The 26540-nt window shown below is 66.5% G+C and carries 25 protein-coding genes; 20 read left to right on the top strand and 5 right to left on the bottom strand.

What is annotated here, in order from left to right; translation table 11 throughout:
- The first annotated feature begins 26 nt into the window (after positions 1-26).
- Together AC1DZY_RS06775 and dgoD are read left to right on the top strand one after the other, a co-directional pair.
- The gene (locus AC1DZY_RS06775) at positions 27-1040 is read left to right on the top strand and encodes a TRAP transporter substrate-binding protein (protein WP_476819325.1); all 1014 of its coding nucleotides are present in this window, start codon (positions 27-29) and stop codon (positions 1038-1040) included.
- A gap of 127 nt (positions 1041-1167) precedes the next feature.
- Positions 1168-2340, top strand: coding sequence for a galactonate dehydratase (gene dgoD, locus AC1DZY_RS06770; RefSeq protein WP_476819324.1), 1173 nt, complete (start codon positions 1168-1170; stop codon positions 2338-2340).
- A 259-nt stretch (positions 2341-2599) separates the two neighbouring features.
- On the opposite strand, the gene AC1DZY_RS06765 is transcribed toward dgoD, so the two are convergent.
- Positions 2600-3463 carry a MurR/RpiR family transcriptional regulator gene (locus AC1DZY_RS06765; RefSeq protein ID WP_476819323.1) on the bottom strand — a complete coding sequence of 288 codons (864 nt, stop codon included), beginning with the start codon at positions 3461-3463 and terminating at the stop codon, positions 2600-2602.
- Between the two features lie 160 nt (positions 3464-3623).
- Here AC1DZY_RS06765 and AC1DZY_RS06760 point away from each other — a divergent pair, with 160 nt between their 5' ends.
- The 8 genes from AC1DZY_RS06760 to AC1DZY_RS06725 all read left to right on the top strand — a co-directional run bounded on the left by AC1DZY_RS06760 (position 3624) and on the right by AC1DZY_RS06725 (position 11467).
- Positions 3624-4913: an ABC transporter substrate-binding protein gene (locus AC1DZY_RS06760; RefSeq protein WP_476819322.1), complete on the top strand. Its 1290-nt coding sequence runs from the start codon at positions 3624-3626 to the stop codon at positions 4911-4913.
- A 199-nt stretch (positions 4914-5112) separates the two neighbouring features.
- Positions 5113-6033 carry a branched-chain amino acid ABC transporter permease gene (locus AC1DZY_RS06755; RefSeq protein WP_476819321.1) on the top strand — a complete coding sequence of 307 codons (921 nt, stop codon included), beginning with the start codon at positions 5113-5115 and terminating at the stop codon, positions 6031-6033.
- Positions 6033-7058 (top strand): branched-chain amino acid ABC transporter permease, encoded by a 1026-nt coding sequence (locus AC1DZY_RS06750; protein WP_476819320.1) that lies wholly within the window; start codon positions 6033-6035, stop codon positions 7056-7058. Before AC1DZY_RS06755 ends, AC1DZY_RS06750 begins: the two co-directional genes overlap by 1 nt.
- Positions 7058-7807: an ABC transporter ATP-binding protein gene (locus tag AC1DZY_RS06745; RefSeq protein ID WP_476819319.1), complete on the top strand. Its 750-nt coding sequence runs from the start codon at positions 7058-7060 to the stop codon at positions 7805-7807. The genes AC1DZY_RS06750 and AC1DZY_RS06745 overlap by 1 nt, the downstream gene beginning before the upstream one ends.
- The gene (locus AC1DZY_RS06740) at positions 7800-8495 is read left to right on the top strand and encodes an ABC transporter ATP-binding protein (RefSeq protein WP_476819318.1); all 696 of its coding nucleotides are present in this window, start codon (positions 7800-7802) and stop codon (positions 8493-8495) included. The genes AC1DZY_RS06745 and AC1DZY_RS06740 overlap by 8 nt, the downstream gene beginning before the upstream one ends.
- 2 nt (positions 8496-8497) lie before the next feature.
- On the top strand, positions 8498-9139 hold the full coding sequence (locus AC1DZY_RS06735; protein WP_476819317.1) for an ATP-binding cassette domain-containing protein: 642 nt from the start codon (positions 8498-8500) through the stop codon (positions 9137-9139).
- Complete coding sequence (locus tag AC1DZY_RS06730) at positions 9136-9957, top strand: SDR family NAD(P)-dependent oxidoreductase (RefSeq protein ID WP_476819316.1); 822 nt, start codon at positions 9136-9138, stop codon at positions 9955-9957. Before AC1DZY_RS06735 ends, AC1DZY_RS06730 begins: the two co-directional genes overlap by 4 nt.
- A 70-nt stretch (positions 9958-10027) precedes the next feature.
- Positions 10028-11467, top strand: a complete 1440-nt coding sequence (locus AC1DZY_RS06725) for an NAD-dependent succinate-semialdehyde dehydrogenase (protein ID WP_476819315.1) — start codon at positions 10028-10030, stop codon at positions 11465-11467.
- Positions 11468-11515: 48 nt separating this feature from the next.
- On the opposite strand, the gene hpaI is transcribed toward AC1DZY_RS06725, so the two are convergent.
- Together hpaI and AC1DZY_RS06715 are read right to left on the bottom strand one after the other, a co-directional pair.
- The gene (hpaI, locus tag AC1DZY_RS06720) at positions 11516-12283 is read right to left on the bottom strand and encodes a 4-hydroxy-2-oxoheptanedioate aldolase (protein ID WP_476819314.1); all 768 of its coding nucleotides are present in this window, start codon (positions 12281-12283) and stop codon (positions 11516-11518) included.
- A gap of 94 nt (positions 12284-12377) precedes the next feature.
- Complete coding sequence (locus tag AC1DZY_RS06715; RefSeq protein WP_476819313.1) at positions 12378-13040, bottom strand: TetR/AcrR family transcriptional regulator; 663 nt, start codon at positions 13038-13040, stop codon at positions 12378-12380.
- A 259-nt stretch (positions 13041-13299) separates the two neighbouring features.
- On the opposite strand from AC1DZY_RS06715, the gene AC1DZY_RS06710 reads away from it, so the two are divergent.
- The 5 genes from AC1DZY_RS06710 to AC1DZY_RS06690 all read left to right on the top strand — a co-directional run bounded on the left by AC1DZY_RS06710 (position 13300) and on the right by AC1DZY_RS06690 (position 17331).
- The gene (locus AC1DZY_RS06710; RefSeq protein ID WP_476819312.1) at positions 13300-13968 is read left to right on the top strand and encodes an amino acid ABC transporter permease; all 669 of its coding nucleotides are present in this window, start codon (positions 13300-13302) and stop codon (positions 13966-13968) included.
- 12 nt (positions 13969-13980) lie between these two features.
- A complete protein-coding gene (locus AC1DZY_RS06705; protein WP_476819311.1) occupies positions 13981-14622 on the top strand; it encodes an amino acid ABC transporter permease in 642 nt (213 codons plus the stop codon).
- A 70-nt stretch (positions 14623-14692) separates the two neighbouring features.
- Entirely contained in the window at positions 14693-15424 is a 732-nt protein-coding gene (locus AC1DZY_RS06700; protein ID WP_476819460.1) for an amino acid ABC transporter ATP-binding protein, read from the top strand.
- A 34-nt stretch (positions 15425-15458) separates the two neighbouring features.
- On the top strand, positions 15459-16466 hold the full coding sequence (locus AC1DZY_RS06695; protein ID WP_476819310.1) for a Gfo/Idh/MocA family protein: 1008 nt from the start codon (positions 15459-15461) through the stop codon (positions 16464-16466).
- 31 nt (positions 16467-16497) lie between these two features.
- Positions 16498-17331 (top strand): shikimate dehydrogenase family protein, encoded by an 834-nt coding sequence (locus AC1DZY_RS06690; RefSeq protein ID WP_476819309.1) that lies wholly within the window; start codon positions 16498-16500, stop codon positions 17329-17331.
- A gap of 18 nt (positions 17332-17349) precedes the next feature.
- Here AC1DZY_RS06690 and AC1DZY_RS06685 read toward each other — a convergent pair whose 3' ends face one another.
- Together AC1DZY_RS06685 and AC1DZY_RS06680 are read right to left on the bottom strand one after the other, a co-directional pair.
- Complete coding sequence (locus AC1DZY_RS06685) at positions 17350-19338, bottom strand: acetyl/propionyl/methylcrotonyl-CoA carboxylase subunit alpha (RefSeq protein WP_476819308.1); 1989 nt, start codon at positions 19336-19338, stop codon at positions 17350-17352.
- A gap of 8 nt (positions 19339-19346) precedes the next feature.
- Entirely contained in the window at positions 19347-20924 is a 1578-nt protein-coding gene (locus AC1DZY_RS06680) for an acyl-CoA carboxylase subunit beta (protein WP_476819307.1), read from the bottom strand.
- 198 nt (positions 20925-21122) lie between these two features.
- On the opposite strand from AC1DZY_RS06680, the gene AC1DZY_RS06675 reads away from it, so the two are divergent.
- The 5 genes from AC1DZY_RS06675 (at position 21123) to AC1DZY_RS06655 (ending at position 26537) form a co-directional block, all read left to right on the top strand.
- Positions 21123-22304: an acyl-CoA dehydrogenase family protein gene (locus AC1DZY_RS06675; RefSeq protein WP_476819306.1), complete on the top strand. Its 1182-nt coding sequence runs from the start codon at positions 21123-21125 to the stop codon at positions 22302-22304.
- A gap of 148 nt (positions 22305-22452) precedes the next feature.
- Entirely contained in the window at positions 22453-23058 is a 606-nt protein-coding gene (locus AC1DZY_RS06670; RefSeq protein ID WP_476819305.1) for a TetR/AcrR family transcriptional regulator, read from the top strand.
- Between the two features lie 115 nt (positions 23059-23173).
- Positions 23174-24244: an SPASM domain-containing protein gene (locus AC1DZY_RS06665; RefSeq protein WP_476819304.1), complete on the top strand. Its 1071-nt coding sequence runs from the start codon at positions 23174-23176 to the stop codon at positions 24242-24244.
- A gap of 193 nt (positions 24245-24437) precedes the next feature.
- Positions 24438-25670 (top strand): ABC transporter substrate-binding protein, encoded by a 1233-nt coding sequence (locus tag AC1DZY_RS06660; RefSeq protein WP_476819303.1) that lies wholly within the window; start codon positions 24438-24440, stop codon positions 25668-25670.
- A gap of 174 nt (positions 25671-25844) precedes the next feature.
- Positions 25845-26537: a TIGR04283 family arsenosugar biosynthesis glycosyltransferase gene (locus tag AC1DZY_RS06655; protein WP_476819302.1), complete on the top strand. Its 693-nt coding sequence runs from the start codon at positions 25845-25847 to the stop codon at positions 26535-26537.
- The last annotated feature ends 3 nt before the right edge of the window (positions 26538-26540 follow it).

Raw genomic sequence — 26540 nt, 5'->3', positions numbered from 1 at the left:
AACCTCCAACCCATAGGGAGAAGACCGTGACCAAGACAGTTCACATCGTTTCGCTCGTTGCCGGCCTCGCGCTGGCGGCATTTGCCGGCTCGGCGCAAGCCCAGATCAAGGAGCGCAATATCCGCATCTCCAACGGCATCAACGAAGATCATCCGATCGGCAACGGCGTCGCCAAGATGCGTGCCTGCATGGCCGAGAAATCCGGCGGCAAGCTTAAGCTCCATTGCTTCTGGGGCGGTGCGCTCGGCGGCGACCTGCAGGCGACGCAGGCGCTCCGCGCCGGCACGCAGGAGATGGTGATCACCTCGTCGTCGCCGCTGGTCGGGATCATGCCCGAGCTCGGCGTCTTCGATCTGCCGTTCCTGTTCACCAACGAGAAGGAAGCCGACGCCATCCTCGACGGCCCCTTCGGCAAGTATATCGCCGACAAGCTGCCGGGCTTCGGCGTCGTCAACCTGTCTTACTGGGAGAACGGCTTCCGCAACCTGACCAACTCGAAGCGCCCTGTCGCGAAGGCCGAGGAACTGACCGGTCTCAAGGTCCGCGTCATGCAGAACAACATCTTCCTCGACAGCTTCAAGAGCATGGGCGCCAACGCCACGCCGATGGCCTTCGGCGAGGTCTTCGCCGCGCTCGAAACCCACGCGATCGACGGCCAGGAAAACCCGCTCGTCACGATCGACACCTCGAAGCTCTATGAGGTCCAGAAGTATCTGACCATGACCCGCCACGCCTATACGCCGATGCTCACGCTCTACTCGAAGAAACTCTGGGACCAGCTTTCCGCGGAGGAGCAGACCATCCTGTCCGACTGCTCGATCGCCGGCCGCGACGAGGACCGCCGTGTCGGGCGTGAACTCAACGACAAGTCGCTGGCCAACCTGAAGTCCAAGGGGATGCAGGTCACCGAGGTGAGCCCCGACGAGCTGACGAAAATGCGCGAGGCGACCGCGCCTGTGTATCAGCGCCATCAGGCCACCATCGGCAAGGACACGATCGACCGCATCCAGGCCGATCTGGCCAAGATCCGCGGCAAGTGAGCACGACGTTCCCGGCGGGCGATTATGCCCGCCGGGAGCGCCCACGACCCATGATCCCCGACATCGACCGGGCGGCGGCCAGCGCCTCGACGGGCCGCGCCGCGGACCAACGGCATCCGAGAGTTCCATGAAGATCACCGACATCACCACGCTGGTCGTCAACGCCGAGATGCGGAACTGGGTGTTCGTCAAGGTCGTCACCGACCAGCCTGGGCTCTATGGCTGGGGCGAGGCGACGCTGGAATGGAAGACCCGCGGCGTCGTCGGGACGATCGAGGATCTCAAGCCGCTGATCATCGGGCGCGACCCGCGCGACATCGAGCAGATCGCCCGCATCCTGCAGAAGCAGAGCTTCTGGCGGCTCGGCGTCATCGGCATGTCGGCCATCAGCGGTATCGAGCAGGCGCTGTGGGACATTTGCGGCAAGGCGCTGGGCCAGCCCGTCTGGCGTCTGCTCGGTGGCAAGGTCCGCGACGAACTGCCCGTCTACACCCATCTCGGGCTGGGCGACATGCGCGCCGTCTACGAGACCTTCGAACCCGACGCGCTGGCGCAGAGCGCGCTTGCCCTGATCGCGCAGGGCTACGATGCGCTGAAGGTCGTGTTCATCCCCTATACGCACTACACCGCCACCACGAAGGGCCTGCGCCATGTCGATCTGCTGATGGCCTCGCTGCGCGAGGCGGTCGGCGACGATGTCGAGCTGATGGTCGATTTTCACGGCCGCTGTGCGTCGGCCGCAGCTGCGATGCGCTATATCGAGGTGCTCGCGCCCTACCGGCCGCTCTTCGTCGAGGAGCCGGTGCCGCCGGGCGAAATCACCTCGCTGAAGACGATCACGGCGCAGTCGCCCTGCACGATCGCGACCGGCGAGCGGCTGGTCCATCTCGACGAGTTCGAGCATCTCTTCTCGGCCCGCGCGACCCACATCGCCCAGCCAGACCTCTGCCATGTCGGCGGGCTCTCGCAGGGGCGCAAGATCGCGGCGATGGCGGAGGCGGCCGGCATCGGGCTCGCGCCGCATAATCCGCTCGGCCCGATCGCGGGCGCGGTGGCGCTGCATTTCGGCTTCGCCACGCCAAATGTCATCATTCAGGAGGAAATGGTCGGCGCCGTGCCCTGGTACGGCGAGGTCGTCAGCCTGCCGATCCGAAGGGTGAAAAGCGCCTGGCAGCTGCCGGAGACGCCGGGCCTCGGCATCGAGGTCGACGAGAAGGTCGCCGCCGCCCACCCCTTCAAGCAGGAAGTCCTGCACACACAGCACGCGGTCGCGGCGGACGGAACCATCGTCGACTGGTAGGCGCCCGGCCTGCTCATCGAGATCGCGCTATTCTTCGCGGACCCACCGCGTCATTCCGGACAAGCGGCGAAGCCGCGCCGATCCGGAATCCATCGTAAGGCTCGACAGCGCTCTATGATGGATCCCGGGTCGAGCTTCGCTCGCCCAGGATGACGGAAGTGGTTCCGAGCTAAATCAGCAGGCGCTTGAGCGCGAAGATATCTTTTTCGCTAACGGTAAAGTTCAGCGGCAGCGGAGAATCCCACGCTCGCGAACGCCGTCAGGCCTTTCCGACACCCGTGATCAGGGTCTGCGCCAGCGCGATAGCTCCCGAGATGGGGCGGAACTGGCTCGTGACCGAGTTGTCGACGAAGAAGGCCAGCTCCGCGTGCCGCGCCAGCGGGCTTTCGGGCACGTCCGTCAAGATCAGAATGCGCTTTCCGCTGAGATAGGTGTCGAGCGTGATGTCGACCACCGCCTGCGTATAGGGCGTGAAGGCGATGGCGACGAGCAGATCGGTCGGCTTCATAGCAGCGACCTCCTCGGCCGCCATGCCGCTGCCGAAATCGAGCAGGCTGCACTGCCGCTCCGATCGCGTCAGCCCATAGGCGAGATAGCTCGCGATCGGCCGCGAGCGGCGCAGTCCCGCGATATAGACATGGTCCGCCTGCCGAAGCATGGTCGAGGCCTGCGCCAGAGCCTCGGGCGAGATCGTTCTCCGGAGGTCTTCGAGCGAAGCGATCATGGCGTCGACGCAGTCGCCAAGGACCGCACCGAAATCGGTCGTGCGCCCATGCACCGACTGCTTCGCGTAGACCTCCTCGCGCGCGCCCGGAGCACCCTCGATCAAGCGGTGGCGGAAGATGCGCTGCATCTCCGAGAAGCCGCTATAGCCGAACTCCTTGGCGAAGCGGATCAGCGTCGAGGGCTGGATCGCAAGTTCACCGGCGATCGTCACAACCGTCTGCAGGGCGAAGTTGTTGGGCTGTTCGAGAGCCGCCCGCGCAATTCGCTGCAGATGCGGGCTCAGTTGCTCGAATCGGTTGCGGATGCGCTGCCGCAGGGCCTCGAAGGTTTCCTGGCCCGGAATCCTCGTCGGATCATTCGCGAATCCGTCGCCAATTTTGAATGAATTTTCGTTCATTCCGCTGCTTAGCCTTTTTGGCTGGAAATCAAAAGCGCAGATTTTTCAAAAGGGCGTTGACATCAATAAAAAGAATATTCATGCTCTTTGAAAATTAATTCGGTCATACGACCGAAACGTGAAGGCGGGCGAGAACCCGTCCCTTTTGGGGAGAGCGTCGATGTCGAAGATCAGGATCACGCGCCGTGCCATGCTCGGCGCCACAGCTGCGGGCAGTGCGGTTTCGCTGTTCGCCGGGCCGTGGAAGCACAACCGTGTCTGGGCGCAGGGCGCGGCCAAGCCGTTGCGCATCGGCATCACCGCCGACGCCAGCGGCCAGTACGCCAACTCCGGCGCGAGCGACAAGCGCGGCATGGCGATGGCGATCGCCGAGGCCAATGCGCGCGGCGGCGTGCTCGGCCGCAAGGTCGAGTTCGTCCATATCGACACCGAGACCACGGCCGCCACCGGCAGCCGCGTCGCCGAGCGCATGATCAGCCGCGAGCAGTGCGGCTTCCTCGTCGGCGCTGTCCATTCCGGCGTCGCCAACGCGATCAGCCAGGTCGCCCAGAAATATGGCGTCGTCTACATCAACACCAATTCGTCCTCGCCGACCGAGGCCGGCCAGAACTGCCACCGCGTCAAGTTCGTCTTCGACGGCAACGGCACCAACTTCGCCAAGGCGGCGGTGAAGAGCGCGGTCGAGCGTTTCGGGCCGGACTGGATGCTGCTGACCAACGACTATGTCTGGGGCCACGACACCGCCAAGGCGACCAAGGCGCTGCTCGCCGAATATGGCGGCAAGGTCATGGAGGAGATCCTGATCCCGCAGGGCACGCGCGATTTCACCTCGGCCCTGCTCAAGATCCAGCAGCGCAAGCCCAAGGTGGTTTCGGCGGCGATCGGCGGCGACGACCAGAAGGCGATGCGCCAGCAGGTCGTGCAGCTCAAGATGGGCGACAATCCGGCCTGGATCAACAGCCAGCAGGATTGGCCCGACGTCTACGGCCTGCCGATCGAGACCCTGTTCGGCGTGTTCGGCACCAACTGGTACTACCGGCTCGATCTGCCCGGCGTCGCCGACTTCGTGCAGCGCTATCAGGCGATGTACCCGGAGACCTCGATGCGGGTGCCCGGCAACGTCTTCTACAATGGCTACATGTCGGTGCGTGAGCTGCTCGGCGCCGTCGAACGGGCCGGCTCGACCAACAACATCGCGGTCATCAAGGCGCTGGAAGGCCACAAGATTTCGGCCAGGGACCGGATGCAGCATTTCGACGCGACGATCGACGCAGGCTCGCACCAGATGCAGCAGACGATCTATCTCGCCACCGCCAACAACGCGCCCAAGGAGAAGGACGATCTCTTCCAGATCCTGAGTCAGGCGAAAGCGGAAGACGTCAAGGACACCGACTCCGCCGCGCTCTGCAAGCTGGAGGCCTACGACAAGACGCCGAGCTTCGACGCCTGATCCATGTTGTCGTGACTCAGAGCCACGCCGTCATTCCCGACAAGCCGCATAGCGGCGCCGATCCGGACTCCATCGTAAAGCGCCGCGCTCGACGATGGATTCCGGGTCTCCGCTTCGCTGCGCCCGGAATGACGGCGTGGTTGCGATCCCCGACGGCGATCAGTCGCCAGCGCCCAGACCGACTCCGGATGCCCCGCGCATGACCGACCTGCTGCCCCACCTCGTCAACGGCCTGACGCTTGGCCTGCTTTTCGCCCTGATCGCGCTCGGCTTCACGCTGATCGTCGGCGTCATGGAGGTGATCAACCTCGCCCACGGCTCGCTCTTTGCGATCGGCGCCTATTTCGCGTTGACCGTGCTGACTGGCGGCTGGTTTGCGGGCACGCCGTTCGGGACGTGGTGGCTCGGGCTGCCGTCGGGCCTGCGCTACGTGCTGGCGCTCGCGGTCGGCCCGACGCTGGCGGGGCTTGCCGGCATGCTGCTCGAACTCTGCCTGCGCCCGACCTATGGCAAGCCGCCGCTCTACGGGCTGCTGCTGACATTCGGTGCGGCGCTGGTGATCGAGGAGCTGATCCGGCTGGTCTGGGGCACCGGCGAGAAGAACCTGGCCCTGCCCTCCGCGATCAACGGCGCGATCCTGATCGATGGCATGATCTTCTCGACCTACCGCTTCTTCGCCGCCGGCTTCAGCATTCTCGCCATCGTCGCGGTCTGGCTTTTCCTCGAACGCACGCCGGCGGGCGCGGTCATCAAGGCCGGCGCGCATGACAGCGAGATGGTCCGGGCGCTGGGCTACGATCTCGCCAAGCTCAGGCTCGTCGTCTTCGGCTTCGGCGCGGCGCTGGCGGGGCTCGCCGGCGTGGTCATGGTGCCGATCTGGGGCCTGCGTCCCCATGTCGGCGTCGACATCGTCATTCCCGCCTTCCTGATCATCGTCATCGGCGGCGTCGGCAGTTTTTGGGGCGCGGTCATCGCGGCCCTGCTCGTCGGCCTCGCCATGGGCATCACCGGCGCCTACGCCGCCGCCTGGGCGCAGATGTCGATGTATCTCCTGCTGATCGCGGTCCTGGGCTTCCGCAGTCGCGGTTTGCTCGGCCGCAAAAGCGCGCTCGAGGCCTGATGATGATCACGCTCTCGGACATTCCCGTCCGCCCCTCGGCCTGGATCACGCCGCCGATGCTCGTGCTGGCGCTGCTGCTGTTGGCTGCACCCGACCTGCTGCCGGCGATCGGGCTCTACCAGTATCTCGGCATCGAGATCGCGATCTGGATCGTCTTCGCGCTCGGGTTCAACCTGCTTTTCGGCTATTCCGGGCTGCATTCCTTCGGGCACGGCGCCTATCTCGGCATCGGCGCCTATGCCTTCGGCCTGTTCCAGCAGCATGTCGCGGTCAGTCTCTGGGGCGGGCTGATCGCGGCGACCCTCGCAGCCGGCATCGCCGGCGCGCTGGTCGGGGCCTGCCTGTCGCACCGGCGCGGCATCTACTATGCGCTGCTGACCATCGGTTTCGGCCAGATTTTCTGGTTCCTGGCGATGAAGCTGCACAGGATCACCGGTGGCGAGGATGGGCTGCTCGGCATCCCCCGCCCGCCTCTGGCTCTGGGGCCATGGCAGGTCTCGCTGACCGACAACCGCGCGCTGTTCTATTTCGCCGCGGCCCTGCTGATGATCGTCGTGGTGCTGGCCTGGCGGCTGGTGAACTCGCCCTTCGGCCGCGTGCTGCAGGCGATCCGCCAGAACGAGACCCGCGCCCGCTTCGTCGGCTACGAGGTCTGGCGCTTCAAGTGGGCGGCCTTTACCCTATCCGCGATGCTCGCCGGCCTTGCCGGCAGCCTGCTCGCCATGGCCCAGCAGAGCGCCTATCCCGACGTGATGAGCCTGCATCAGTCGGGGCTCGTGGTGATGATGGTGCTGGCCGGCGGCGGGCTCGTCAGCTTCTGGGGGCCGGTGCTCGGCGTTGTCTTCTATTTCGTCGCCCGCGACGTGCTCGGCGGCCTGACCGAGACCTGGCTGCTCTGGTACGGGCTCGCCTTCATGGCGATGGTCATGCTGCGTCCCGAAGGCCTGGCCGGCATGCTGCACCTCGCGCGGAAGCGCTTCACCCCGGTCGCGCCGCTTCCCGCGCCTTTGACGAGGGACGCGTGATGGCCCTGTTTGAAGCCCGCCACATCCACAAGCGCTTCGGCTCCCGCGTCGTGCTGGAGGACATCTCGCTCACCTTCGAGGAGGGCCAGATCAGCGGCGTCATGGGGCCGAACGGGGCGGGCAAATCGACCTGCTTCCATGTCCTGACCGGCCAGCACCGGCCCGATCGCGGCGAGGTCCTGTTCGACGGTCGGCGCATCTCCGGTCTCGCGCCGCAGGTGATCGCGCGGATGGGCGTCTCGCGCTCCTTCCAGCTGATGAACCTGTTCGACGACACCGTCGTCATCGAGAACGTCATGCTGGCGTTGCCGGCCTTCCGGGCGCGCCGGCTGATGGCGACCACCGCCGTCTTCTCGGACACGGCGCTGATCGATGCAGGCTTGGCCGTGCTCGATCAGGTCGGCCTTTCGGCGCGCGCCTGGGAAAAGGCGGCATCACTGAGCTATGGCGAACGCCGCGCGCTGGAGATTGCGGTCGCGCTGGCGGCGGAGCCTCGCATCCTCTTTCTCGACGAGCCGACCTCGGGGCTCGGCGCGGAGGCCACGCGCCGCCTCGGCGAACTCGTGAAGCGCCTGCGCCGCCGCTACACCATCGTGATGATCGAGCACGACATGCGCTTCCTGTTCGAGCTCGCCGACACGATCTCGGTGCTCCATTGGGGCCAGGTCATTGCGCAGGGCACGCCCGATCAGCTCAGGACCAATCCATGGGTCGCCCGCTCGGCGCTGGCGGAGGCCACCCATGCTTGAGGTCCGCGACATCGAGACCTTCCATGGCGAGACGCAGGCGCTATTTGGCGCCTCGCTGCGAGTCGGCGAGGGCGAGGTTGTTGCCCTGCTCGGGCCCAACGGCGCCGGCAAGACCACGACGATCCGCTCGATCCTCGGCCTGACGCCGCCGCGACGCGGGCAGATCCGCTTCGACGGGCAGGACATCACGAAACGCCCGACCCATCGCATCTCGGCGATGGGCATCGGCTGGGTGCCCGACGACCGCCGCGTCTTCCCGACGCTGACGGTGGCGCGCAATCTCCAGCTCGGCATGCGCAAGACGCGGTTCCGCTCCTGGCAGATCGGCGAGATGGTCCAGATCTTCTCGGCGCTCGAACATCTGATGCCGCGCGAATGCGAGAACCTGTCCGGCGGCGAGATGCAGATGGTCGCGATCTCACGCGCGCTTCTCGGCTCGCCCGGCCTCGTCCTGCTCGACGAGCCGAGCCAGGGCCTCGCGCCCAAGATCGTGCAGGACGTGCTGGCGACGGTCCGGCGGCTCAAGGCCGAGGGCATCTCGGTGCTGATAGTCGAGCAGAATGCGCTGGCCGCGCTGGAGGTCTCCGATCGCGTCTACGTCATGGATCGCGGCCGCATCGTCCATGAGGGGCCGGCCCGCGCGTTGCTGGACGAAAAACCCGCCCGCCAGCGCCTGATCGGGATGTGACGATGACCGCGATGCTGGACGTCAAAAACCTGTCGAAAATCTACACGAAGGGCCGCCTCGATCGCACGCCCACGTTCAGACTCGATGCGAATTTCAGCATCGAGGAACCCGCGATCGTCGGCATGATGGGTCCCAACGGCTCGGGCAAGACGACGCTGTTCGAACTGATCACCGGCTCCAACAGCCCGACCTCCGGCGAGGTCCATATCGCCGGCCGCGACATCCACCGCGTCCGCACCGACGAGCGCGACCGGCTCGCGATCCACTATCACCAATCCTATCAGGTCCGGCATTTCCGCTCGCTGCGCCCCAATGCGTTGATGGACCGCGCCGGCAGCGAGTATCCGCTGGTGCATCTCTTCGACGAGCCGCAGTTCAACACCCAGGACGGCTATATCGGCTTCATGCTCGATTTCTTCCGGCGGCTGCGGGGCGAAGGACGGCTCGTCTTCCTCTGCATCCACCCCAATGAGCGCTTCCACCTCGAGATCATCGAGGAGATTTGTGAGCGCTTCGTCTTCGTCAACAGGGGCGTCGTGACCACGCTGCCCGACTATGCGTCGCTGCTCGGCCACGAGCCGGCGCGCGCCTATCTCGGCAATCTCCTGACGGAGCGCGCCGCCGCCGTGGAGGACGCCGCGTGAACCATCTCGCCACGAACCTGACGCCGCAGATCGATCTCGACGCGATGGACAGGCTCTTCGACATCAAGGGCCTGCGCATCTTCCTGCCCGGCGGCTACGGCGCGCTGGGCGAGGCGATCGCGATGGCGCTGACCCGGCGCGGCGCTCATTGCGCCATCGCCGGCCCAAACGGCGCAAAGGCGGCAGCGCTCGCCGAGCGGCTGGCCTGCGTCGGTGTCGACACCCATGGCTTCGAGCTCGACGCCCGCCGGCCCAAAGCGATTGCGGAGGTCGTTGACCAAGCGGCCGAAGCGATGGGCGGCATCGACGTGCTGGTCAATTGCGTCGGCGTCCAGCGCGAGCAGGCGCTGCTCGACGTCACCGAGGAGACCTTCGACGAGGTCTACGAGACCAACCTGAAATCGGCGATGTTCCTGGCCCAGGCCGTGGCGCGACATCAGATCGCGCAAGGGCTCGGCGGCCGCCAGATCCATCTGCTCTCGGTGCGCTCGCAGCTTGCGCTGCGTGGGCGCGGCTACTCGGCCTATTGCGCCTCGAAAGGCGGGCTCGTGATGCTGGTCAAGCAGCATGCGATGGAGCTTGCGCCGCACAACATCACCGTCAACGGCGTCGCCCCGACCTTCATCCAGTCCGAGCGCATCCGGCCGCATCTGGAGCGCCAGGGCTTCCGCGACTTCATCCTCGACCGCAACCCGCTCGGGCGGATCGGCGATCCCGTCGAGGTCGTTGGCCAGATCATCACCTTCGCCGCGCCCGCCGGCAGCTACATGACCGGCCAGGTCGTCTACGTCGACGGCGGCGTGACCGCGAGCCAGTGACGGCCGCCGGCCACTGCACGCCACTCATTTCCAATCAGATCCCGTATTCGCAAACCGCCCCGGAGGACCCATGTCCGATATGATCCCCAAGCTGCTGATCGGCGGAGAATTGTGCGCGCAGACTGCGCTCGAACCGCTGCAGGTCTTCAACCCCTGCAACGAGGAACTGCTCTGGACCGCGCCGCGCGCCGGCCTTTCCGAGGTCGAGGAGGCGCTGCACCATGCCCGCGCCGCGCTCAAGAGCTGGTCGGCGGTGCATGGCTGGGAGCGCGCCAAGGTGCTGCGCGGCATCGCCCGCGCCATGGAGGCGCGCAAAGCTCAACTGGCGAGCGCGCTCTCCTTCGAGATCGGCCGCCCGATCGCCCAATCCGAGGGCGAAGTGCTGATCGCGATCGAGCAGTTCGACTGGTTCGCCGGCGAGGCCGAGCGGCTCTTCGGCGAGACGATTTCCTCGCGGCAGGGCGGCCGGCTGGCAACCGCGCTGCAGCCCGTCGGCATCGTCGCCGCCTTCACCGCCTGGAATTTCCCGATCAACCTGCTGGCCCGCAAGATCGCGCCGGCGCTCGCGGCCGGCTGCCCGATCATCTGCCGCCCGTCGGAGCAGACGCCGCTGACCTCGACACTGATCGCCGAGGCTTGCGTCGCGGGCGGCGCGCCCCCCGGCGTTGTCCAGATGCTTTATGGCCCGGCCGAGACGCTGACGCCGGCGCTGATGGCGGCCGAGGAGGTCCGCAAGATCTCGCTGACAGGCTCGACCCGCGTCGGCCAGTTGCTGCTCGCCGAAGCCGCCAAGACGGTCAAGCGCTGCTCGATGGAGCTCGGCGGCCATGCGCCGGTGGTGATCTGCGAGGACGCCGACGCCGAGGCGGCGGCCAATCTCTGCGCGACCTTCAAGTTCCGCAATGCCGGCCAGGTCTGCATCGCGCCCAACCGCTTCTACGTCCATGAGAGTCTGGCCGACCGTTTCGCCGGCGCGATGGTCAAGGCAGCCGAGGCGCTGGTGCTCGGCGACAGTCAGGACAGGGCGACGACGATGGGGCCGCTGACGCTGGCGAGCCAGCGCGACCGCGTCGAGGCGCTCTCGGCGGACACGGAAAGTGCGGGCGCGCGCCGCCTGACCGGCGGGCGACGCCCGGCCAGCCGCAACAAGGGCTTCTATTTCGAGCCGACCGTTTTTGCCGAGGTTCCTGACAGCGCCCGGATCATGCGCGACGAGCCCTTCGGCCCGCTCGCGCCGATCGCGACGTTCCGTTCGCTGGACGATGCGCTCGAACGCGCCAATTCGACGCCCTACGGCCTCGCGGCCTATGGCTTCACCGCGAGCCAGCGCAATGCCGAGCTTCTGAGCGCCGGGCTGCAGGCCGGCATGGTCGGCGTCAACACCTTCATGATCGCCCATGCCGAGGCCCCCTTCGGCGGCATCGGCCATTCCGGCATGGGCCGCGAGGGCGGGCGGCAGGCGATCCAGGACTATCTCGACGTCAAGCTGACCCATTTCATGGCCGCCTGACTCAAGACAGGCCAGATCGTGCTGGCCCCAATGTGAATGCGCGGCGGTTCAGCCCCGGCCGAACTGCTGCGCCAGCGCCTCCGTTGCCTTGACCAGCATGGCGGCGTCGACGCCGACTGCCGTAAAGACGGTGCCTATCTCGATGCAGCGCTGCGCGAAAGCGTTGTCGGGCGTCAGGATGCCGGCGGGCTTGCCGCAGGCCCTGATCCGGCCGATCGCCTTTTCGATCAGCGCTTTCACCTCGGGATGGCCGGGTTGCCCGACATAACCGAGGCTGGCGGCGAGATCGGCTGGTCCGATGAACACGCCGTCCACGCCCTCGACGGTGGCGATCGCCTCCAACTGATCGAGCGCCTCGCCTGTTTCGATCTGCACGAGCAGGCAGAGCTCCTCATGCGCGCGCCTGCCGTAATCGGCGACGCGGCCGAAACGCGTCGCGCGTGTCACGCCCGAAACGCCCCTGATGCCCGCCGGCGGATATTGCATCGCCGCGACGGCGGCGCGCGCCTCGCCGGCATTCTGGACATAAGGGATCAGCAGCGTCTGCGCGCCGAAATCGAGCAGGCGCTTGATCAGCACGGCGTCGTTGCTGGCCGGGCGCACCACGGCCGAGACGGGGTAGGGCGCGACCGCCTGCAACTGTGCCAGCACGGTCAGCGGGTCGCCCGGCGAATGTTCGGTGTCGAGCAGCAGCCAGTCGAAGCCCGATCCGGCGACGGCCTCGGCCGCGTAGCTCCCGGGCAGGCTCGACCACAGGCCGATCTGCTGGCGGCCCTCGGCGATGGCGCGTTTGAAGTGGTTCTGCGGGAGTTCCATGGCTGCGCCGACGATCTGTGCCTGAGTGGAGGTCGGTGAACATACCGCTCCGCGCACGGGTATCAAATCGGGTGTAGCGCGCGGACGATATCCGTCAGACGCACATCGTTCGCAGGATGGTGTCGATCGCGCTGAGGCGGCGGCGCTCGCGGGCTTGCGGCGCCGCCATGTCGTGGCCGAAGACCTGCCGGATGCTGGCCTGATTGGAGACGTTGTAGAAGCTCAGCGCGCTGATCGTCAGATGGATGTCGGTCGGGTCGAGACCCCTGCGAAACACAGCCTCCGCCAGCCCGCGCGCGTAGATTTCGGCGATCATGCCGATCGCCGAGAGGTTGAGGTCGCCGATCCTGGCCGAGCTTGCGAGATGGCGGCCGTGATGGATGTTCTCGATCATCACGAGGCGGACGAAATCGGGGTTGTCGGCGTGGTAGTCGAAGGTGAAGCCGGTCAGCGTCGCGATCGCCTCGCGCGGCGGCAGGGCCGCAAGGTCGAGGCTGCGCTCGAAGGTGCGGATGCGGGCATAGGCCTCCTCCAGCACGGCCCGGTAGAGCCCCTCCTTGTCGCCGAAATAATAGTAGATCATCCGCTTGCTGTTGGAGGTCTTGGCGGCGATCTCGTCAACGCGCGCGCCGCTCAGGCCGTTCTCGACGAATTCGGCGCGCGCCACCGCGAGGATGTCGCGGCGCACGCCTTCTGGATCCTGCGTCCAGCTTGCCGCCCTGCCGCGCCTGGCGCTGCGCGCCGGGGCCGTCACCATTCGAGCCATGCCGCACCTTTTTGTCTCGCCGGCACCCTAACGCGCCGCATGGCGCTGTAAATGGACCGGACGGTTCATTTCGCTTGACCAATTGAACCATTTCGTACAATTGACAAGCGCAGGCTGATCGAATGTGCTGTGCCGCGCAGGCACAAACGCGTGCGACCACAGCAAAAGCGTCCGTCCAGAGACGCCGCGACAGAGATCAAGACGCCCGGATCGACCCGTTCAGAAGGTCGGCCGCTCCAGGGAAAACGCCGTGAACTACACGCTCGATTTCACGCCCGTCATCGACGGACTGCCCAGCCTGCTCGCGGCCTGCCTCGGCACGATCGGCCTTGCGGTCGGCGGCATGGTGCTGGCGATCATCATCGGCATCGGCGGCGTGATGCTGCGCGACTCGCCGATCCGGCCGGTGCGCTGGCTGGTGATGGCTTTCGTCGAGATCATCCGCAACACGCCTTTCCTGGTGCAGATCTTCTTCATCTATTTCGCGCTGCCGCTTGCGGGCCTGCGCCTCGATCCGACGCCGACCGCCATCATCGCGCTCGGCATCAATGGCGGAGCCTACGCCATCGAGATTATCCGCGGCGGCGTGCAGTCGATCGGCAAGGGCCAGGTCGAGGCGGGGCTCGCGCTCGGGCTGCACAAGGCGCAGGTGTTCCGGCTGATCGTGCTGAAGCCGGCCCTGCGGGCGATCTACCCCTCGCTGACCAGCCAGTTCGTGCTGCTGACGCTGACGACGAGCATCGCCTCGGCGATCGCGGCCTATGAACTGACCTCGGTGGCCCAGCGCATCGAATCCGACAGCTTCCGCAGCTTCGAGGTCTATGGCGTGGTGACGCTGTTCTATCTCGTCATGTCCTGGATGCTGATGAGCGTCTTCGGGCTGATTTCGAAGCGCTATCTCAGCTATCCGGTCAAGTGAGGGGAGGGCGTCATGGGTCTCAACGAATTCCTCTTCCTCCTCGTCGGCCTGAAATGGACGGTCGCACTGTCGGCGATCGGCTTTGCCGGGGGCGGAGTCGCAGGCCTTGCCGTGGCGCTGGCGCGGACCTCGGGCATCGGCGCGCTGGAGCGCGTCACGAAGGGCTACATCGCCATCTTCCAGGGCACGCCCCTGCTGATGCAGCTTTTCGTGGTCTATTACGGACTGGCGCTGGTGGGCCTGAAGCTCGACGCCTGGGTCGCGGTCTCCATCGGCTTCACGCTGCATGCCAGCGCCTATCTCGGCGAGATCTGGCGTGGTGCGATCGAGGCCGTGCCGCGCGGCCAGACCGAGGCCGCCAATGCGCTGAGCCTGGACTACGCCTCGCGGATGAAGGATGTCATCCTGCCGCAGGCGCTTCGCATCTCCCTGCCGGCGACGATCGGCTTCCTCGTGCAGCTGATCAAGGGCACCTCGCTTGCGGCGATCGTCGGCTTCACCGAACTCGCGCGCGCCGGAAACATCATCTCGAACCAGATTTTTCAGCCGCTGACCGTCTTCGGGATCGTCGGGATTCTCTACTTCGCCATGTGCTGGCCGCTTTCGCTCTACGGCGCGGGGCTCGAACGCCGCCTCGCCACGGCGTCCCGTTGAGGATGGCAACGCTCACGCCATGACCGGAACCCAGACCATGACCAGCCCAGTCGCGAGCCCGGACACGCCCATGATCGCCATGGAGCACGTCGACAAATGGTATGGCGAGTTCCAGGCCCTGACCGACATCAACCTCACGGTGAGATCGGGTGAGAAGATCGTGCTGTGCGGTCCGTCGGGATCGGGCAAATCGACCCTGATCCGCTGCATCAATCATCTTGAGGCCTATCAGAAGGGTGCGATCCGCGTCGAAGGGATCACGCTTGACGAGAACAGGGCTACCATCGACGCCATCCGGCGCGAGGTCGGCATGGTGTTCCAGAACTTCAACCTGTTCCCGCATCTGACCGTGCTGGAGAACTGCACGCTGGCGCCGATGCGCACGCTTAAAAAAACCAAGGCGCAAGCCGAGGAGACGGCGCGCCGCCTGCTCGACCGCGTGAAGATTCTGGAGCAGGCGGGGAAATATCCGGCCCAGCTTTCGGGCGGCCAGCAGCAGCGCGTCGCCATCGCGCGCGCGCTCTGCATGGGTCCCAAGGTCATGCTGTTCGACGAGCCGACCTCGGCGCTCGACCCCGAGATGGTCAAGGAGGTGCTCGACACCATGGTCGCGCTGGCGCAGGAGGGCATGACCATGATCTGCGTCACCCACGAAATGGGTTTTGCCCGGCAGGTCGCCGACCGCGTCATCTTCATGGCATCAGGCGAGATCGTGGAGGAAGCGCCGCCCGAGGTCTTCTTCAGCAACCCGACGCATGCCCGCACCAAGCAGTTCCTCGGCGAAATCCTGCGCCAACATTAATTGGGAACAGGGCCCCGCCATGAACGATCCGCACATGCAACCGCTGCGTCTCGGCATCCTTGGAGCCGCCAATATCGCGCGCGCCTTCACCAGCGGCGTCGCTCCATCGCGGATCGTCACCGTGGCGGCGATCGCCAGCCGGGGCGAGGACAAGGCGAAGGCCTTCGCTGGCGAATGCGGCATTCCCCGCGCTTTCGGTTCCTACGAGGCCCTGCTTGCGGACCCCGAAATCGACGCGATCTACAATCCGCTGCCGAACTCGCTGCATGCCGAATGGTCGATCCGCGCGCTCGAAGCCGGCAAACATGTGCTCTGCGAGAAGCCTCTGGCGATGAATGCCACCGAGGTCCGCGCCATGTTCGCCGCCGCCGAGCGCTGTGGTCGCCATCTCGTCGAGGCCTATCCCTACCGGGCTCAGCCGCAGACCCTGAAGCTCGCCGAATTGCTGGCGGAGGGCGCGATCGGCAAGGTCCAGCTGATCCGCTCCAGTTTCGGCGTCGCCTTCTCCGACAAGTCCAATATCCGCCTGAAGCCCGAGGTCGGTGGCGGTGCTTTGCTCGATGCCGGCAGCTATGCGGTCAGCTTCGCGCTGCTTGCAGCCAGGGAGCGTCCGGAGCGCGTCAGCGCCACCGCCCGCTGGAGCGAGACAGGCGTCGACACGACCGTGGCCGCGACGCTCGAATTTCCCGGCGGAGCGCTGGCCCAGATTTCGTGCAGCTTCGCCACGGCCTTTCATCGCCATGCGCTGATCGCCGGCGATGCAGGCACGATCGAGACGACCTATCTCAACCACCCGCCGATGGGCGGCGCGCCGATCCTCACTTTGAGACGGGGCGCCACCGTCGCGACCACGCCGGAGATCGTCGAGGTCGCGCCCGGCAACGGTTTCCTGGCCGAGGCCGAATCCTTCCAGCGCATGGTGGCTCATGGCCCGCAAGCCTGGACCGGCGCGACGCCGCGGCAATCCATCGATATCGCCCTGACGCTCGACGCGATCCTGGCCAGCGCCCGCTCGGGCGCGACCGTCGCGGTCGGTCCCTGACACGCGCCGACATTCCGAAAGCATCTCCGCCATGATTCGCGGCACGACGAAGCTCATCGCCCATCTCGGCTATCCGACCACGTCGTTCAAGGCGCCGATGATCTACAACCCCTATTTCGAGACCCACGGCATCGACGCCATCGTCGTGCCGATGGGCTGCAAGGCTGAGGACTACGCCGCCTTCCTGAAGCTCGTCTTCAGGCTCTCCAACATCCACGGCGCGCTCGTCACCATGCCGCACAAGGTTACGACGATCGCGCTGCTCGACGAGGTCATGACGACAGCCCGGATCGCCGGCTCCTGCAATGCGGTGCGGCTGGGGCGCGATGGGGCGCTCGTCGGCGACATGTTCGATGGCGAGGGCTTCGTCCGGGGCGTGCTGCGCAACGGCCGGACGCTCACGGGCGCGCGCGTTCTCGTGGTCGGGGCGGGCGGCGTCGGCTCGGCGATCGCTGCCTCGCTTGCCAAAGCCGGCGTTGCCGAACTGGCGCTGTTTGATGCTTATCCACCGCTGGCGGAGGGGCTCGGCGAACGCCTGCGGGCGCATTATCCGGCGCTGGCCGTCTCCATCGGCTCCAACGATCCGGCCGGCTACGATGTCGTCGTCAACGCCACGCCGCTCGGCATGAAGGAGGGCGACCCGCTGCCGATGGATGCCGACCGAGTCGCGCCCTCGACCTTCGTCGGCGAAGTCGTGATGACGCAGGAGATCACGCCGTTTCTCGCGGCCGTCCGGGCACGCGGATGCGCCTACCAGATCGGCACGGACATGCTGTTCGAGCAGATTCCGGCCTATCTCGAATTCTTCGGCTTTCCGACGACGACGCCCGACGAATTGCGCGCCGTGGCGCGCATCGCCTACTGAAGCGTTGGCCCCCGGCCGTCAGTCAGGCTCGATCGCGATCAGCATCTCGCCGGCGGCGACCGTTGCGCCGGCTTTTGCACCGAGCCGCCTGACCGTGCCGGTCGCGGGGCTTTTCAGCTCCATGAACAGCTTCATCGATTCCAGCACCGCGACGACCTGACCGGCCTCGACCCTGTCGCCTTCCGCGACATGCAGCGAGACCAGCGTGCCCGGCATGACCGCGCGCACGCTGTCGCCGGTCTCGGCCCCCGCGCCGCGCGCGGCGGCGGCCGCATCGACCGCAAGCATGATCGCGACCCGGCCCTCGAAACCGCCATGGCGCAGGAAGACGCCGGCCGCATCGCAGACTGCGTCGATGCGCGCGCTCGCCCCATCAAAAGTGACCGTCCAGCAATCCGGTCCGGCCACGCGGGCAGTGACATCGTGCTGCCCGCCCGGACCCGTCACGCGCAGGAAACCGGAATGCGTCTCGACGGCGATCCGGGTGGTCTCGCCGCCCGCTGCAAGCGAGAGATGCGTCATGGCCGGTCGGCCGGCCGGTGCGAGCAGCCGGAAGCCGGCGAGCGTGCTCCATGGCCCGGCGGAGCCGGCCGGCTTGCGCGCGGTCAGCCAGATCGCGGCCGCGACCGCATCGCGCGCAGCCTCGTCGATGGGCTCAGGCTGCCAGCCGCCCGGCCATGTCTCGCCGAGAAACAGCGTGGTGGCCTTGCCGGCGGCGAAGGCCGGCTGACGCAGTGCATCCACCAGAAACGGCCTGATCGTGCCGGGACCAAGGACGGTCAGGCGCTCCAGCCCGTCGGCGAGCCTGCGCAGCGCGGCCGCGCGATCGGGGCCATGCGCGATCACCTTGGCGAGCAGGGAATCGTAGTGCGTCGAGACCTCGGAGCCGGCCGCAACGCCGCTGTCGACGCGCACGCCGGCAGGTTCGCGCCAGAGCGCGATCGTGCCGGTATCGGGGCGAAAACCCTCATCCGCGCGCTCGGCGGTGAGACGGGCCTCGATCGCGTGGCCCGAGCAGGTGATCTGCTCCTGGCGCAGCGGAAGCGGTTCGCCCGCCGCGATCCTGATCTGCCATTCGACGAGATCGAGCCCGGTGATCGCTTCGGTGACCGGATGCTCGACCTGCAGCCGCGTGTTCATTTCGAGGAAGAACACGGCCTCCGACGCCGCATCGACCAGGAACTCGACCGTGCCGAGATTGTCGTAGGAGATCGCCCGCGAGAGCCTGATGGCGTAGTCGTGCAGGGCCGCGCGCGTCTCATCGCGCAGGTTCGGCGCGGGGGCTTCCTCCAGCAGCTTCTGGTTGGAGCGCTGCACCGAGCAGTCGCGCTCGAACAGATGGACGATGTTGCCGTGCCGGTCGCCGGCGACCTGGACCTCGACATGGCGAGGGCGGGTCACGAATTTCTCGATCAGCAGCCGGCCGTCGCCGAAGGCTGCTTGAGCCTCGCGGCTTGCGGCCACGATCGCGCCGTCGAGATCGGCCTCGACCTCGACCTTGCGGATGCCCTTGCCGCCGCCGCCGGCCGAAGCCTTGACCATCACCGGCAGTCCGACCCGCAGGGCTTCCGCGCGCAGCACCTCCGGTGATTGATCGGCGCCGTCATAACCGGGCACGCCGGGCACGCCGGCGTCGCGCGCGATCTGCTTGGAGCGGATCTTGTCGCCCATCGCGTCGATTGCGGCGGCGGACGGCCCGATGAAAACGATGCCGTTCGCCTCGCAGGCAGCGATCAGGTCGAGCCGCTCGGAGAGGAAGCCGTAGCCGGGATGGATCGCCTGCGCGCCGGTGGCGAGCGCGGCGGCGATGATCTTGTCGGCGCGCAGATAGCTGTCGCGGGCCGGCGCGGGGCCGATGTGAACGGCGATGTCGGCCAGCCGAACGTGCAGCGCCTGCGCATCGGCGTCGGAATGGACTGCAACGGAGCGGATACCGAGCTTGCGGCAGGTCTCGATGATGCGGCAGGCGATCTCGCCGCGATTGGCGATCAGGATGGTGTCGAACATGGTTCTGGTCACATCCGGTACACGGGGCGCGGGCTCGTATCGCGCGCCTCGCCCGCTGCCAGCGACAGGCACAGGCCGAGCACGTCGCGCGTCTGCGCCGGCTCGATGATGCCGTCGTCCCAGAGCCGCGCGGTGGCGTAATAGGGGTCGCTTTGCTCCTCGAACTGGGCGCGCGTCCGGGCGTCGAGTTCGGCGATGGCCGCCTCGTCGGCCGCTCCCTTCAGAGACTGCCGGCGCAGCTCGGTCACGACGTTCGCCGCCACCTCCGGGCTCATCGTGGCGATGCGCGCATTGGGCCAGGAGAACAGGAAACGTGGCTGGAAGCCCCTCCCGCACATGCCGTAATTGCCGGCGCCATACGATCCGCCGATCAGCACGGTGTATTTCGGCACCCGCGCATTCGAGACCGCGTAGACCAGCTTGGCCGAGTGCTTGGCGATGCCGCCGCGCTCGGCCTCGGTGCCGACCATGAAGCCGGTGATGTTCTGCAGGAACAGCAGCGGGATCTGGCGCTGGTCGCAGAGTTCGATGAAATGCGCCCCCTTAACGGCGGCCTCCGAGAACAGCACGCCGTTATTGGCGATGATGCCAACCGGATGGCCGTGGATGCGCGCAAAGCCGGTTACCAGCGTCGCGCCGTAATCGGGCTTGAAGGCGTTGAAGGCGCTGTCGTCGACGATCCGGGCGATCACCTCGCGGACATCATAGGGCCGGCGCAGATCGGTCGGCACGAGATCGACCAGATCGGCCGGGTCGAGCTTCGGCGGAGCCGGCGTATGCGGTGGCTCCTTCAGCAGACCGGCATCGCCGAGCGAGCCGACGATCTCTCGGAGTTTCGCCAGCCCCTCCATCTCGGTCAGCACCATATGGTCGGCGACGCCCGAGACCTGCGTGTGCATTTCTGCCCCGCCCAGCGTCTCGCCATCGACGATTTCGTGGATCGCCGCTTTCACGATCGGCGGGCCGCCGAGATGGATGCGGCCGGTGCCCTTGACCATGATGACCTCGTCCGACAGCGCCGGGATATAGGCCCCGCCCGCCGTCGCCCCGCCGAAGACGATGGAGAGCTGCGGGATGCCGGCCGCCGACATCCGGCACTGGTTGTAGAAAGAGCCGCCGAAATGGTCGCGGTCGGGAAAGACGCGGTCCTGCTCGGGCAGGAAGGCCCCGCCGCAATCGACGAGATAGAGGCAGGGCAGGCGGTGCTGCTCGGCGATCTCCTGCGCGCGCAGATGCTTGCGAACGGTCTCGGCGAAGAACGAGCCGCCCTTCACCGTCGCGTCGTTGGCGATCAGCATGCAGGCCCGGCCCTGCACCATGCCGATGCCGGTGACGATGCCGGCGCCGGGAACCTCGTTGGCATAGAGCCCCCAGGCAGCCAGCGGCGACAGTTCCAGAAACGGCGTCTGCGGATCGAGCAGCAGGTCGATGCGCTCGCGCACCATGATCTTGGAACGCTGCTCGTGGCGCGCGCGCATCCTTTCGCCGCCACCGGCGGCGACCAAAGCATGACGCTCGCGCAGGGTGTCGAGCATGGCGGCGAGCGGGGGAGGGGTGGCCGTTGTCGCTTTTGCCGTTTCGGTCATCTCGCTTGCCTCGTCATCCCGTCACCAACCGTCATTGCCAGGAGGCGTAGCCGACGAAGCAATCCAGGAGGCCGTCGAGCGCGACCCTCTGGATTGCTTCGCTGCGCTCGCAATGACGGGTTGAACGCGCCAGGAAATTCGCCTACCGTCCGTTAGGTAGGCGGATTGAGCCGCCTGGGTCAAGCGTGGGAGAACACCATGTCGGCAGTCGCGAAATCGGGTTCGGGCGAAGCTCCCCGCCGCTCGCCCTATTTCACCGAGGAGCACGAGGCGTTGCGCGACCAGGTCCGCCGCTTCGTCGAGAGCGAGATCAAGCCGCATGCGCTGGCCTGGGAGGAGCAGGGCTTCGTCCCGCGCGAGGTGCTGAAGCGCATGGGTTCGCTCGGCTTTTTCGGCATCCGTTACCCCTCCGAATATGGCGGCTCGGAGATGGACACGATGGCGACTGTGGTGCTGGCCGAGGAACTCGGCCGTTCGACCTTTTCGGGCGTCGCCGTCACGGCGCTGGTCCACACCGACATGGCCTCGGTCCACATTGCGAACGCCGGCAGCCAGGCTCAGCGCGACAGGTTCATGCCGGACATCATCGCCGGCGAGAAGATCGTCGCGGTTGCCGTCACCGAGCCTGATGCCGGCTCGGACGTGAAAGGTATCCGCACCACGGCCCGGCGCGAGGGTGATTCCTATGTGCTGAACGGCGCGAAGATGTTCATCACAAACGGCGTCCATGCCGATCTCTACTGCGTCGCCGCCAAGACCGATCTCTCGGCAAAACCCTCGCAATCGGTTTCGATCTTCCTGGTCGAGAAGGGCACGCCGGGGTTCAGGGTCTCGCGCGCGCTCGACAAGCATGGCTGGCGTTCGTCGGACACCGCCGAACTCGTCTTCGAGGACTGCCGTATTCCCGCCGAGAACATCCTCGGCCAGGAGGGCCGCGGCTTCTACGCGATCATGAGCAATTTCCAGAACGAGCGCACGGTGATCGGCGCGATGGCGATCGGCGAGGCGCAGGCCGCGATCGATCTGACGCTGGACTATGTGAAGACGCGAAAAGCCTTCGGCGCGCCGCTCTGGGACAAGCAGGTCATCCGCCAGAAGCTCGCGACGCTTGCCGGCAAGGTCGAGGCCGGGCGCCAGCTCGTCTACCACGCGGCCTATCTCGACGCGCAGGGGTTCGACGCCACCCGCGAGGTCTCGATGGTCAAGGCGTACTGCGGCGAACTGGTCAACGAGGTGATGTATGCCTGCCTGCAGTTTCATGGCGGCATGGGCTTCATGCGCGAGAGCACGATCGAGCGCATGACCCGCGACGCCCGCGTCCAGTCGATCGGCGGCGGCGCGACCGAGGTGATGCTGGAAGAGGTCGCCAAGCGGCTGTGAGTGGTCGTTCTACCCTTTTCCAACCTGCGTTGTCGTTCCGGGCGCAGCGCAGCGGAGACCCGGGACCCATTCCTGAACATCTCCGGGAAGCGTTCCGGAATGGGTCCCGGATCGGCGCGGCTTTGCCGCTTGTCCGGGACGACACGCGATGACGGTGACGGTCGAAAGAAGGACGCGCGAATCCGCCGCGTCGGGCTCCCGCCGGCTGATCCTCGACACCGCTGCCCGCCTGCTGCGCTCCGGCGGCTATCACCAGACGACGTTGCGCGAGATCGCCGAGGCCGTCGGCATCGCTAAGGCGAGCCTGTATTACCATTTCGCGTCGAAGGAGGAGATCGTCGAGGCGGTCGCCAATGACGGTGTGCGCTTCGTGCACGACGCGGTCTCGAACGCCTTGACGCAAAGCCTGGGCAGGCCGGCTCGCGAGCGACTGGAAGCGGCGATCCGCGCCCATCTCACCGCACTGCACGGCCATGGCGACTACACCTGCGCCAGCATCAAGGCCTTCAGCTTCGGCGAAGTGCCTGCGCCCGAGAGCGTGCGGCAGGTGAGGCGCGCCTATGAGGAGGTCTGGCGCGGCCTCATCGCCGAAGCGCAGCAAGCCGGCGTTTTGTCGCCGGAACGCTCCCCCGAGACGTTGCGCTATTTTCTGCTCGGCGCGCTGAACGGCTCGACCGATTGGTACCGTTCCGGCCGTTTCGACGTCGCCGAACTTGCCCGCGAATTCGCGGCCATGGTCGCGCCGCGGGCATAACGATCGCGTGAGAGCGTAGCCTCGCGGTCTCCGCTCATGCTGTGATGCGGTATCACTCTTGCGAGTGCTTTGGTCGGCTATCACAACCTGGGCCGAACGCTGCGACGGAGCCGGCATGGAATCCATCTACTGGTCGATCACCTGGGCCTGCCACCGCAAATGCGTGCATTGCTACGAGGACAAGTTCCGTCCCTATGTCCGCAATGCGCTGGGCGATGTCGTCGGCCAGACGATGCAGAACTGGCCGCGCGTGCTCGAAAACCTGCCCGAGCGCATGACCTATCTCGATCTGGAGCAGCCGATCGCAGGCGGCGGCTGGCAGGAGCGGCGCGGCCGCATCATCCTCTCGGGCGGCGAGGTGCTGATCGACGCCATCCGCGAGCCCGCGCTCTATCCATTGCTGGAAGCGCTGCGGGACCGCTATTCGGGGCGTGGCGGCGTCAATGTCGTGGTCCAGACCACGGGCGATCTCGTCACCGAAAAGATCATCCATGAGCTGGTCGCGCGCGGCGTGTGGATGATTTCGGTCGCCGGCATGGACGATTTCCATGTCGGCATGGAGGGCGCCAAGCGCGATCCCCTGCAGGCGCGGCTGATCCAGTGGTTCGAGGCCGCCGGCGCGAAGCGCTCGGGGATGCAGCACCAGACGCGGCGCTGGCATGAGGAGGACGGGCCGCTGTTCTCCTTCTTCGGCGCGACGCCAGATGCCTGGATCGGCCGGCTCTGGCCGCGCGGGCGGGCCTGGAAGAACGGGCTCTCGACCGCGACCATGTCCGATAATTTCTGCAATCGCTGGTCCGGTGGCCTGAACTTCCTGAACCACCGCTATTCCGGCTCGGAGGTCGCGATCGACGCGGCCGGGGACATCTATCCCTGCTGCATGAAGACGAAGCTGCCGATCGGAAACCTGACCGAGGAGCCGCTGGAAGGCATCCTCGATTCGCTCGTCGGCCATCCCGTCTACGAGGCGATCAACTCCGGTCACCCCGAGCGCATGGGCCTCCAGCACGGCTGGAACCTCGACACCTACATCGCGAAATCGCAGACGGTGCAGCCACGGGGCGGCGAATACCGCAATCTCTGCATCGGCTGCGACAAGTTCCACGAGGAGGTGCTCGGGCCTGTCATCGCCCGCATCCGCGAGGAGCGGCTGGCTGGTGGCCGACGCCGGATAGCGGCGGAGTGAAGCTTTTCCGCAGGTCTCCGATGAGCGCAGATTCCTCAGCGCCGTCATTCCGGACAAGCCGCGTCAGCGGCGCCGATCCGGAATCCATCACAGAGCACAGTATCGCCTTACGATGGATTCCGGGTCTTCGCTTCGCTACGCCCGGAATGACGACGCCTTTGCCTGATAGTGTTTCTTGTCCGGGAGCCTGCCCATGATCACCCGTCGCGACACGCTGCGCCTCGCAGCCGGGGCCGCCGTAGCCGGCATGGCAGGACCTGCCTTCGCCCAGGGCAAATCCGTCGTCGCCGCCGATTGGCCGAAGATCATCGAGAAGGCGCGCGGCCAGACGGTCTATTTCAACGCATGGGCCGGTGACGAACGCACCAACAGCTTCATCGCCTGGGCGGGCGAGGAGGTGAAGAAGGCCTATGGTGTCACGATCAACCATGTCCGCCTGCGCGACACCGCCGAGGCTGTGACTCGCGTCGTTGCCGAGAAGCAGGCCGGCCGCGAGACGGGTGGCAGCGTCGACCTGATCTGGATCAATGGCCCCAATTTCCTGGCGATGAAGCAGCAGAAATTGCTTTATGGCCCCTATGTCGAGGCGCTGCCGAACTGGCCGCTGGTCGACACCACCAAAAAGCGTTCCAACGTCGTCGACTTCACCGTGCCGGTCGACGGGCTGGCTACGCCCTGGCGCATGGCGCAGGTGGTCTATGTCTATGACAGCGCGCGCAACGCCCGCGCCGCCCTGCCGTCCTCGACGCAGGACATGATCGGCTGGAGCAAGGCCAATCCGGGCCGGCTGACCCATCCCAATGTCCGCAACTTTCTCGGTTCGACCTTCCTGAAGCAGGCGCTCTACGAACTCGCGCCCAATCCCGAAATCCTCGACGGGCCGGCCGACGACGCTGTTTTCGCCACGATGACGATGCCGCTCTGGGCCTGGTACGACGCGCTGCGTCCCAATCTCTGGCGTCAGGGCAAGGAGTTCCCCGAAACTGGGCCGGCGCAGCGCCAGCTCTTCGTCGATGGCGAGATCGACTTCTACATCTCCTTCAGCCCCGCCGACGCCGCGACCGGCATCGCCAACCGGCAGCTTCCCGAAAGCGCGCGCGTCTTCGTGCTGAAGCGTGGCACGATCGGCAACACCTCCTTCGTCGCGATCCCCTACAACGCCGCCAATGCCGAGGCGGCCATGGTGGTCTCGAATTTCCTGCTCGAGCCGGCGACGCAAGGCCGTGCGCAGGATCCGCGCAACATGGGCAATTTCACGGTGCTCGACCTCGACAAGGTGCCCGCCGCCAGCCGTGCGCTATTCGCCCGGCCCGAAGGCGTTCCAGCCCTGCCGACCAATGCCGAACTCGGAACAGTGCTGCCCGAGCCGCACCCCTCCTGGATGACGCGGATCACGGCGGAGTGGGAAAAGCGCTATGTGCGCTGAGGGCGTGCGGGGGTTTTTTTGCCCGGAAACACCGGGTCATCCCGGACAAGCGGCGCAGCCGCGCCGATCCGGGATCCATCAAAGGACGCGACGGTACTCTACGATGGATCCCGGATCTCCGCTTCGCTGCGTCCGGGATGACGTGGTGTTGCCGAGCAAACCTATCAGGCGCTGATGGCTCTTGCCGCGACCATCAGCGTGGTCATCCCGGTGCTGAACGTCGCAGCCTGTATGCCCGCAGCCATCGCCCAGTTCGACGCCGCTCGCTCGGACGGCCTCGTCGCCGAGATCATCGTCAGCGACGGCGGCTCACGCGATGGCACGGTCGCGCAGGCGCGAGCCGCCGGAGCGTCGGTCGTCTCGGGACCCGCCGGACGCGGCCAACAGCTCGCCCGGGGCGCAAAGGCAGCGAGTGGCGACTGGCTGCTCTTCCTCCATGCCGACACGCTTCTGGAGGATGGCTGGATGCAGGCGGCTCGGGACTTCATCGCGACGCAGGGCGAGGGCCGCGCCGCTGCCTTCACCTTCGCGCTCGATGACGATACGCCCGCCGCGCGCCGGCTCGAACGCATCGTTGGCTGGCGCTGTCGTGCGCTGGCGCTGCCCTATGGCGATCAGGGCCTGCTGATCTCGCGCAAGCTCCATGACGCGCTCGGCGGCTATCGCCCCTTTCCGCTGATGGAGGATGTCGACCTGATCCGCCGCATCGGACGCGCCCGCCTGTCGATCCTCGGTGTTCGCGCCCTGACGAGCGCGGTGCGCTACCGGCGCGATGGCTATCTGCGCCGGCCGCTGCGCAATCTTGCCTGCCTCTCGCTTTGGTTCGTCGGCGTGCCGCCGCGCCTGATCGCAAGGCTTTATGGCTGACGC

It is taken from the genome of Allobosea sp. P2_A10 (assembly GCF_056405115.1).
Note: the sequence above shows the minus strand (reverse complement) of the source record. Positions and strands in the feature narration are given on the sequence as shown.

Coding starts and splice junctions, on each gene's coding strand:
- dgoD (WP_476819324.1), top strand. CDS start 1,168: ATGAAGATCACCGACATCACCACGCTGGTCGTCAACGCCGAGATGCGG.
- AC1DZY_RS06765 (WP_476819323.1), bottom strand. CDS start 3,463: ATGAACGAAAATTCATTCAAAATTGGCGACGGATTCGCGAATGATCCG.
- AC1DZY_RS06760 (WP_476819322.1), top strand. CDS start 3,624: ATGTCGAAGATCAGGATCACGCGCCGTGCCATGCTCGGCGCCACAGCT.
- AC1DZY_RS06755 (WP_476819321.1), top strand. CDS start 5,113: ATGACCGACCTGCTGCCCCACCTCGTCAACGGCCTGACGCTTGGCCTG.
- AC1DZY_RS06750 (WP_476819320.1), top strand. CDS start 6,033: ATGATGATCACGCTCTCGGACATTCCCGTCCGCCCCTCGGCCTGGATC.
- AC1DZY_RS06745 (WP_476819319.1), top strand. CDS start 7,058: ATGGCCCTGTTTGAAGCCCGCCACATCCACAAGCGCTTCGGCTCCCGC.
- AC1DZY_RS06740 (WP_476819318.1), top strand. CDS start 7,800: ATGCTTGAGGTCCGCGACATCGAGACCTTCCATGGCGAGACGCAGGCG.
- AC1DZY_RS06735 (WP_476819317.1), top strand. CDS start 8,498: ATGACCGCGATGCTGGACGTCAAAAACCTGTCGAAAATCTACACGAAG.
- AC1DZY_RS06725 (WP_476819315.1), top strand. CDS start 10,028: ATGTCCGATATGATCCCCAAGCTGCTGATCGGCGGAGAATTGTGCGCG.
- hpaI (WP_476819314.1), bottom strand. CDS start 12,283: ATGGAACTCCCGCAGAACCACTTCAAACGCGCCATCGCCGAGGGCCGC.
- AC1DZY_RS06715 (WP_476819313.1), bottom strand. CDS start 13,040: ATGGTGACGGCCCCGGCGCGCAGCGCCAGGCGCGGCAGGGCGGCAAGC.
- AC1DZY_RS06705 (WP_476819311.1), top strand. CDS start 13,981: ATGGGTCTCAACGAATTCCTCTTCCTCCTCGTCGGCCTGAAATGGACG.
- AC1DZY_RS06700 (WP_476819460.1), top strand. CDS start 14,693: ATGATCGCCATGGAGCACGTCGACAAATGGTATGGCGAGTTCCAGGCC.
- AC1DZY_RS06695 (WP_476819310.1), top strand. CDS start 15,459: ATGCAACCGCTGCGTCTCGGCATCCTTGGAGCCGCCAATATCGCGCGC.
- AC1DZY_RS06690 (WP_476819309.1), top strand. CDS start 16,498: ATGATTCGCGGCACGACGAAGCTCATCGCCCATCTCGGCTATCCGACC.
- AC1DZY_RS06685 (WP_476819308.1), bottom strand. CDS start 19,338: ATGTTCGACACCATCCTGATCGCCAATCGCGGCGAGATCGCCTGCCGC.
- AC1DZY_RS06680 (WP_476819307.1), bottom strand. CDS start 20,924: ATGACCGAAACGGCAAAAGCGACAACGGCCACCCCTCCCCCGCTCGCC.
- AC1DZY_RS06675 (WP_476819306.1), top strand. CDS start 21,123: ATGTCGGCAGTCGCGAAATCGGGTTCGGGCGAAGCTCCCCGCCGCTCG.
- AC1DZY_RS06670 (WP_476819305.1), top strand. CDS start 22,453: ATGACGGTGACGGTCGAAAGAAGGACGCGCGAATCCGCCGCGTCGGGC.
- AC1DZY_RS06665 (WP_476819304.1), top strand. CDS start 23,174: ATGGAATCCATCTACTGGTCGATCACCTGGGCCTGCCACCGCAAATGC.
- AC1DZY_RS06660 (WP_476819303.1), top strand. CDS start 24,438: ATGATCACCCGTCGCGACACGCTGCGCCTCGCAGCCGGGGCCGCCGTA.
- AC1DZY_RS06655 (WP_476819302.1), top strand. CDS start 25,845: ATGGCTCTTGCCGCGACCATCAGCGTGGTCATCCCGGTGCTGAACGTC.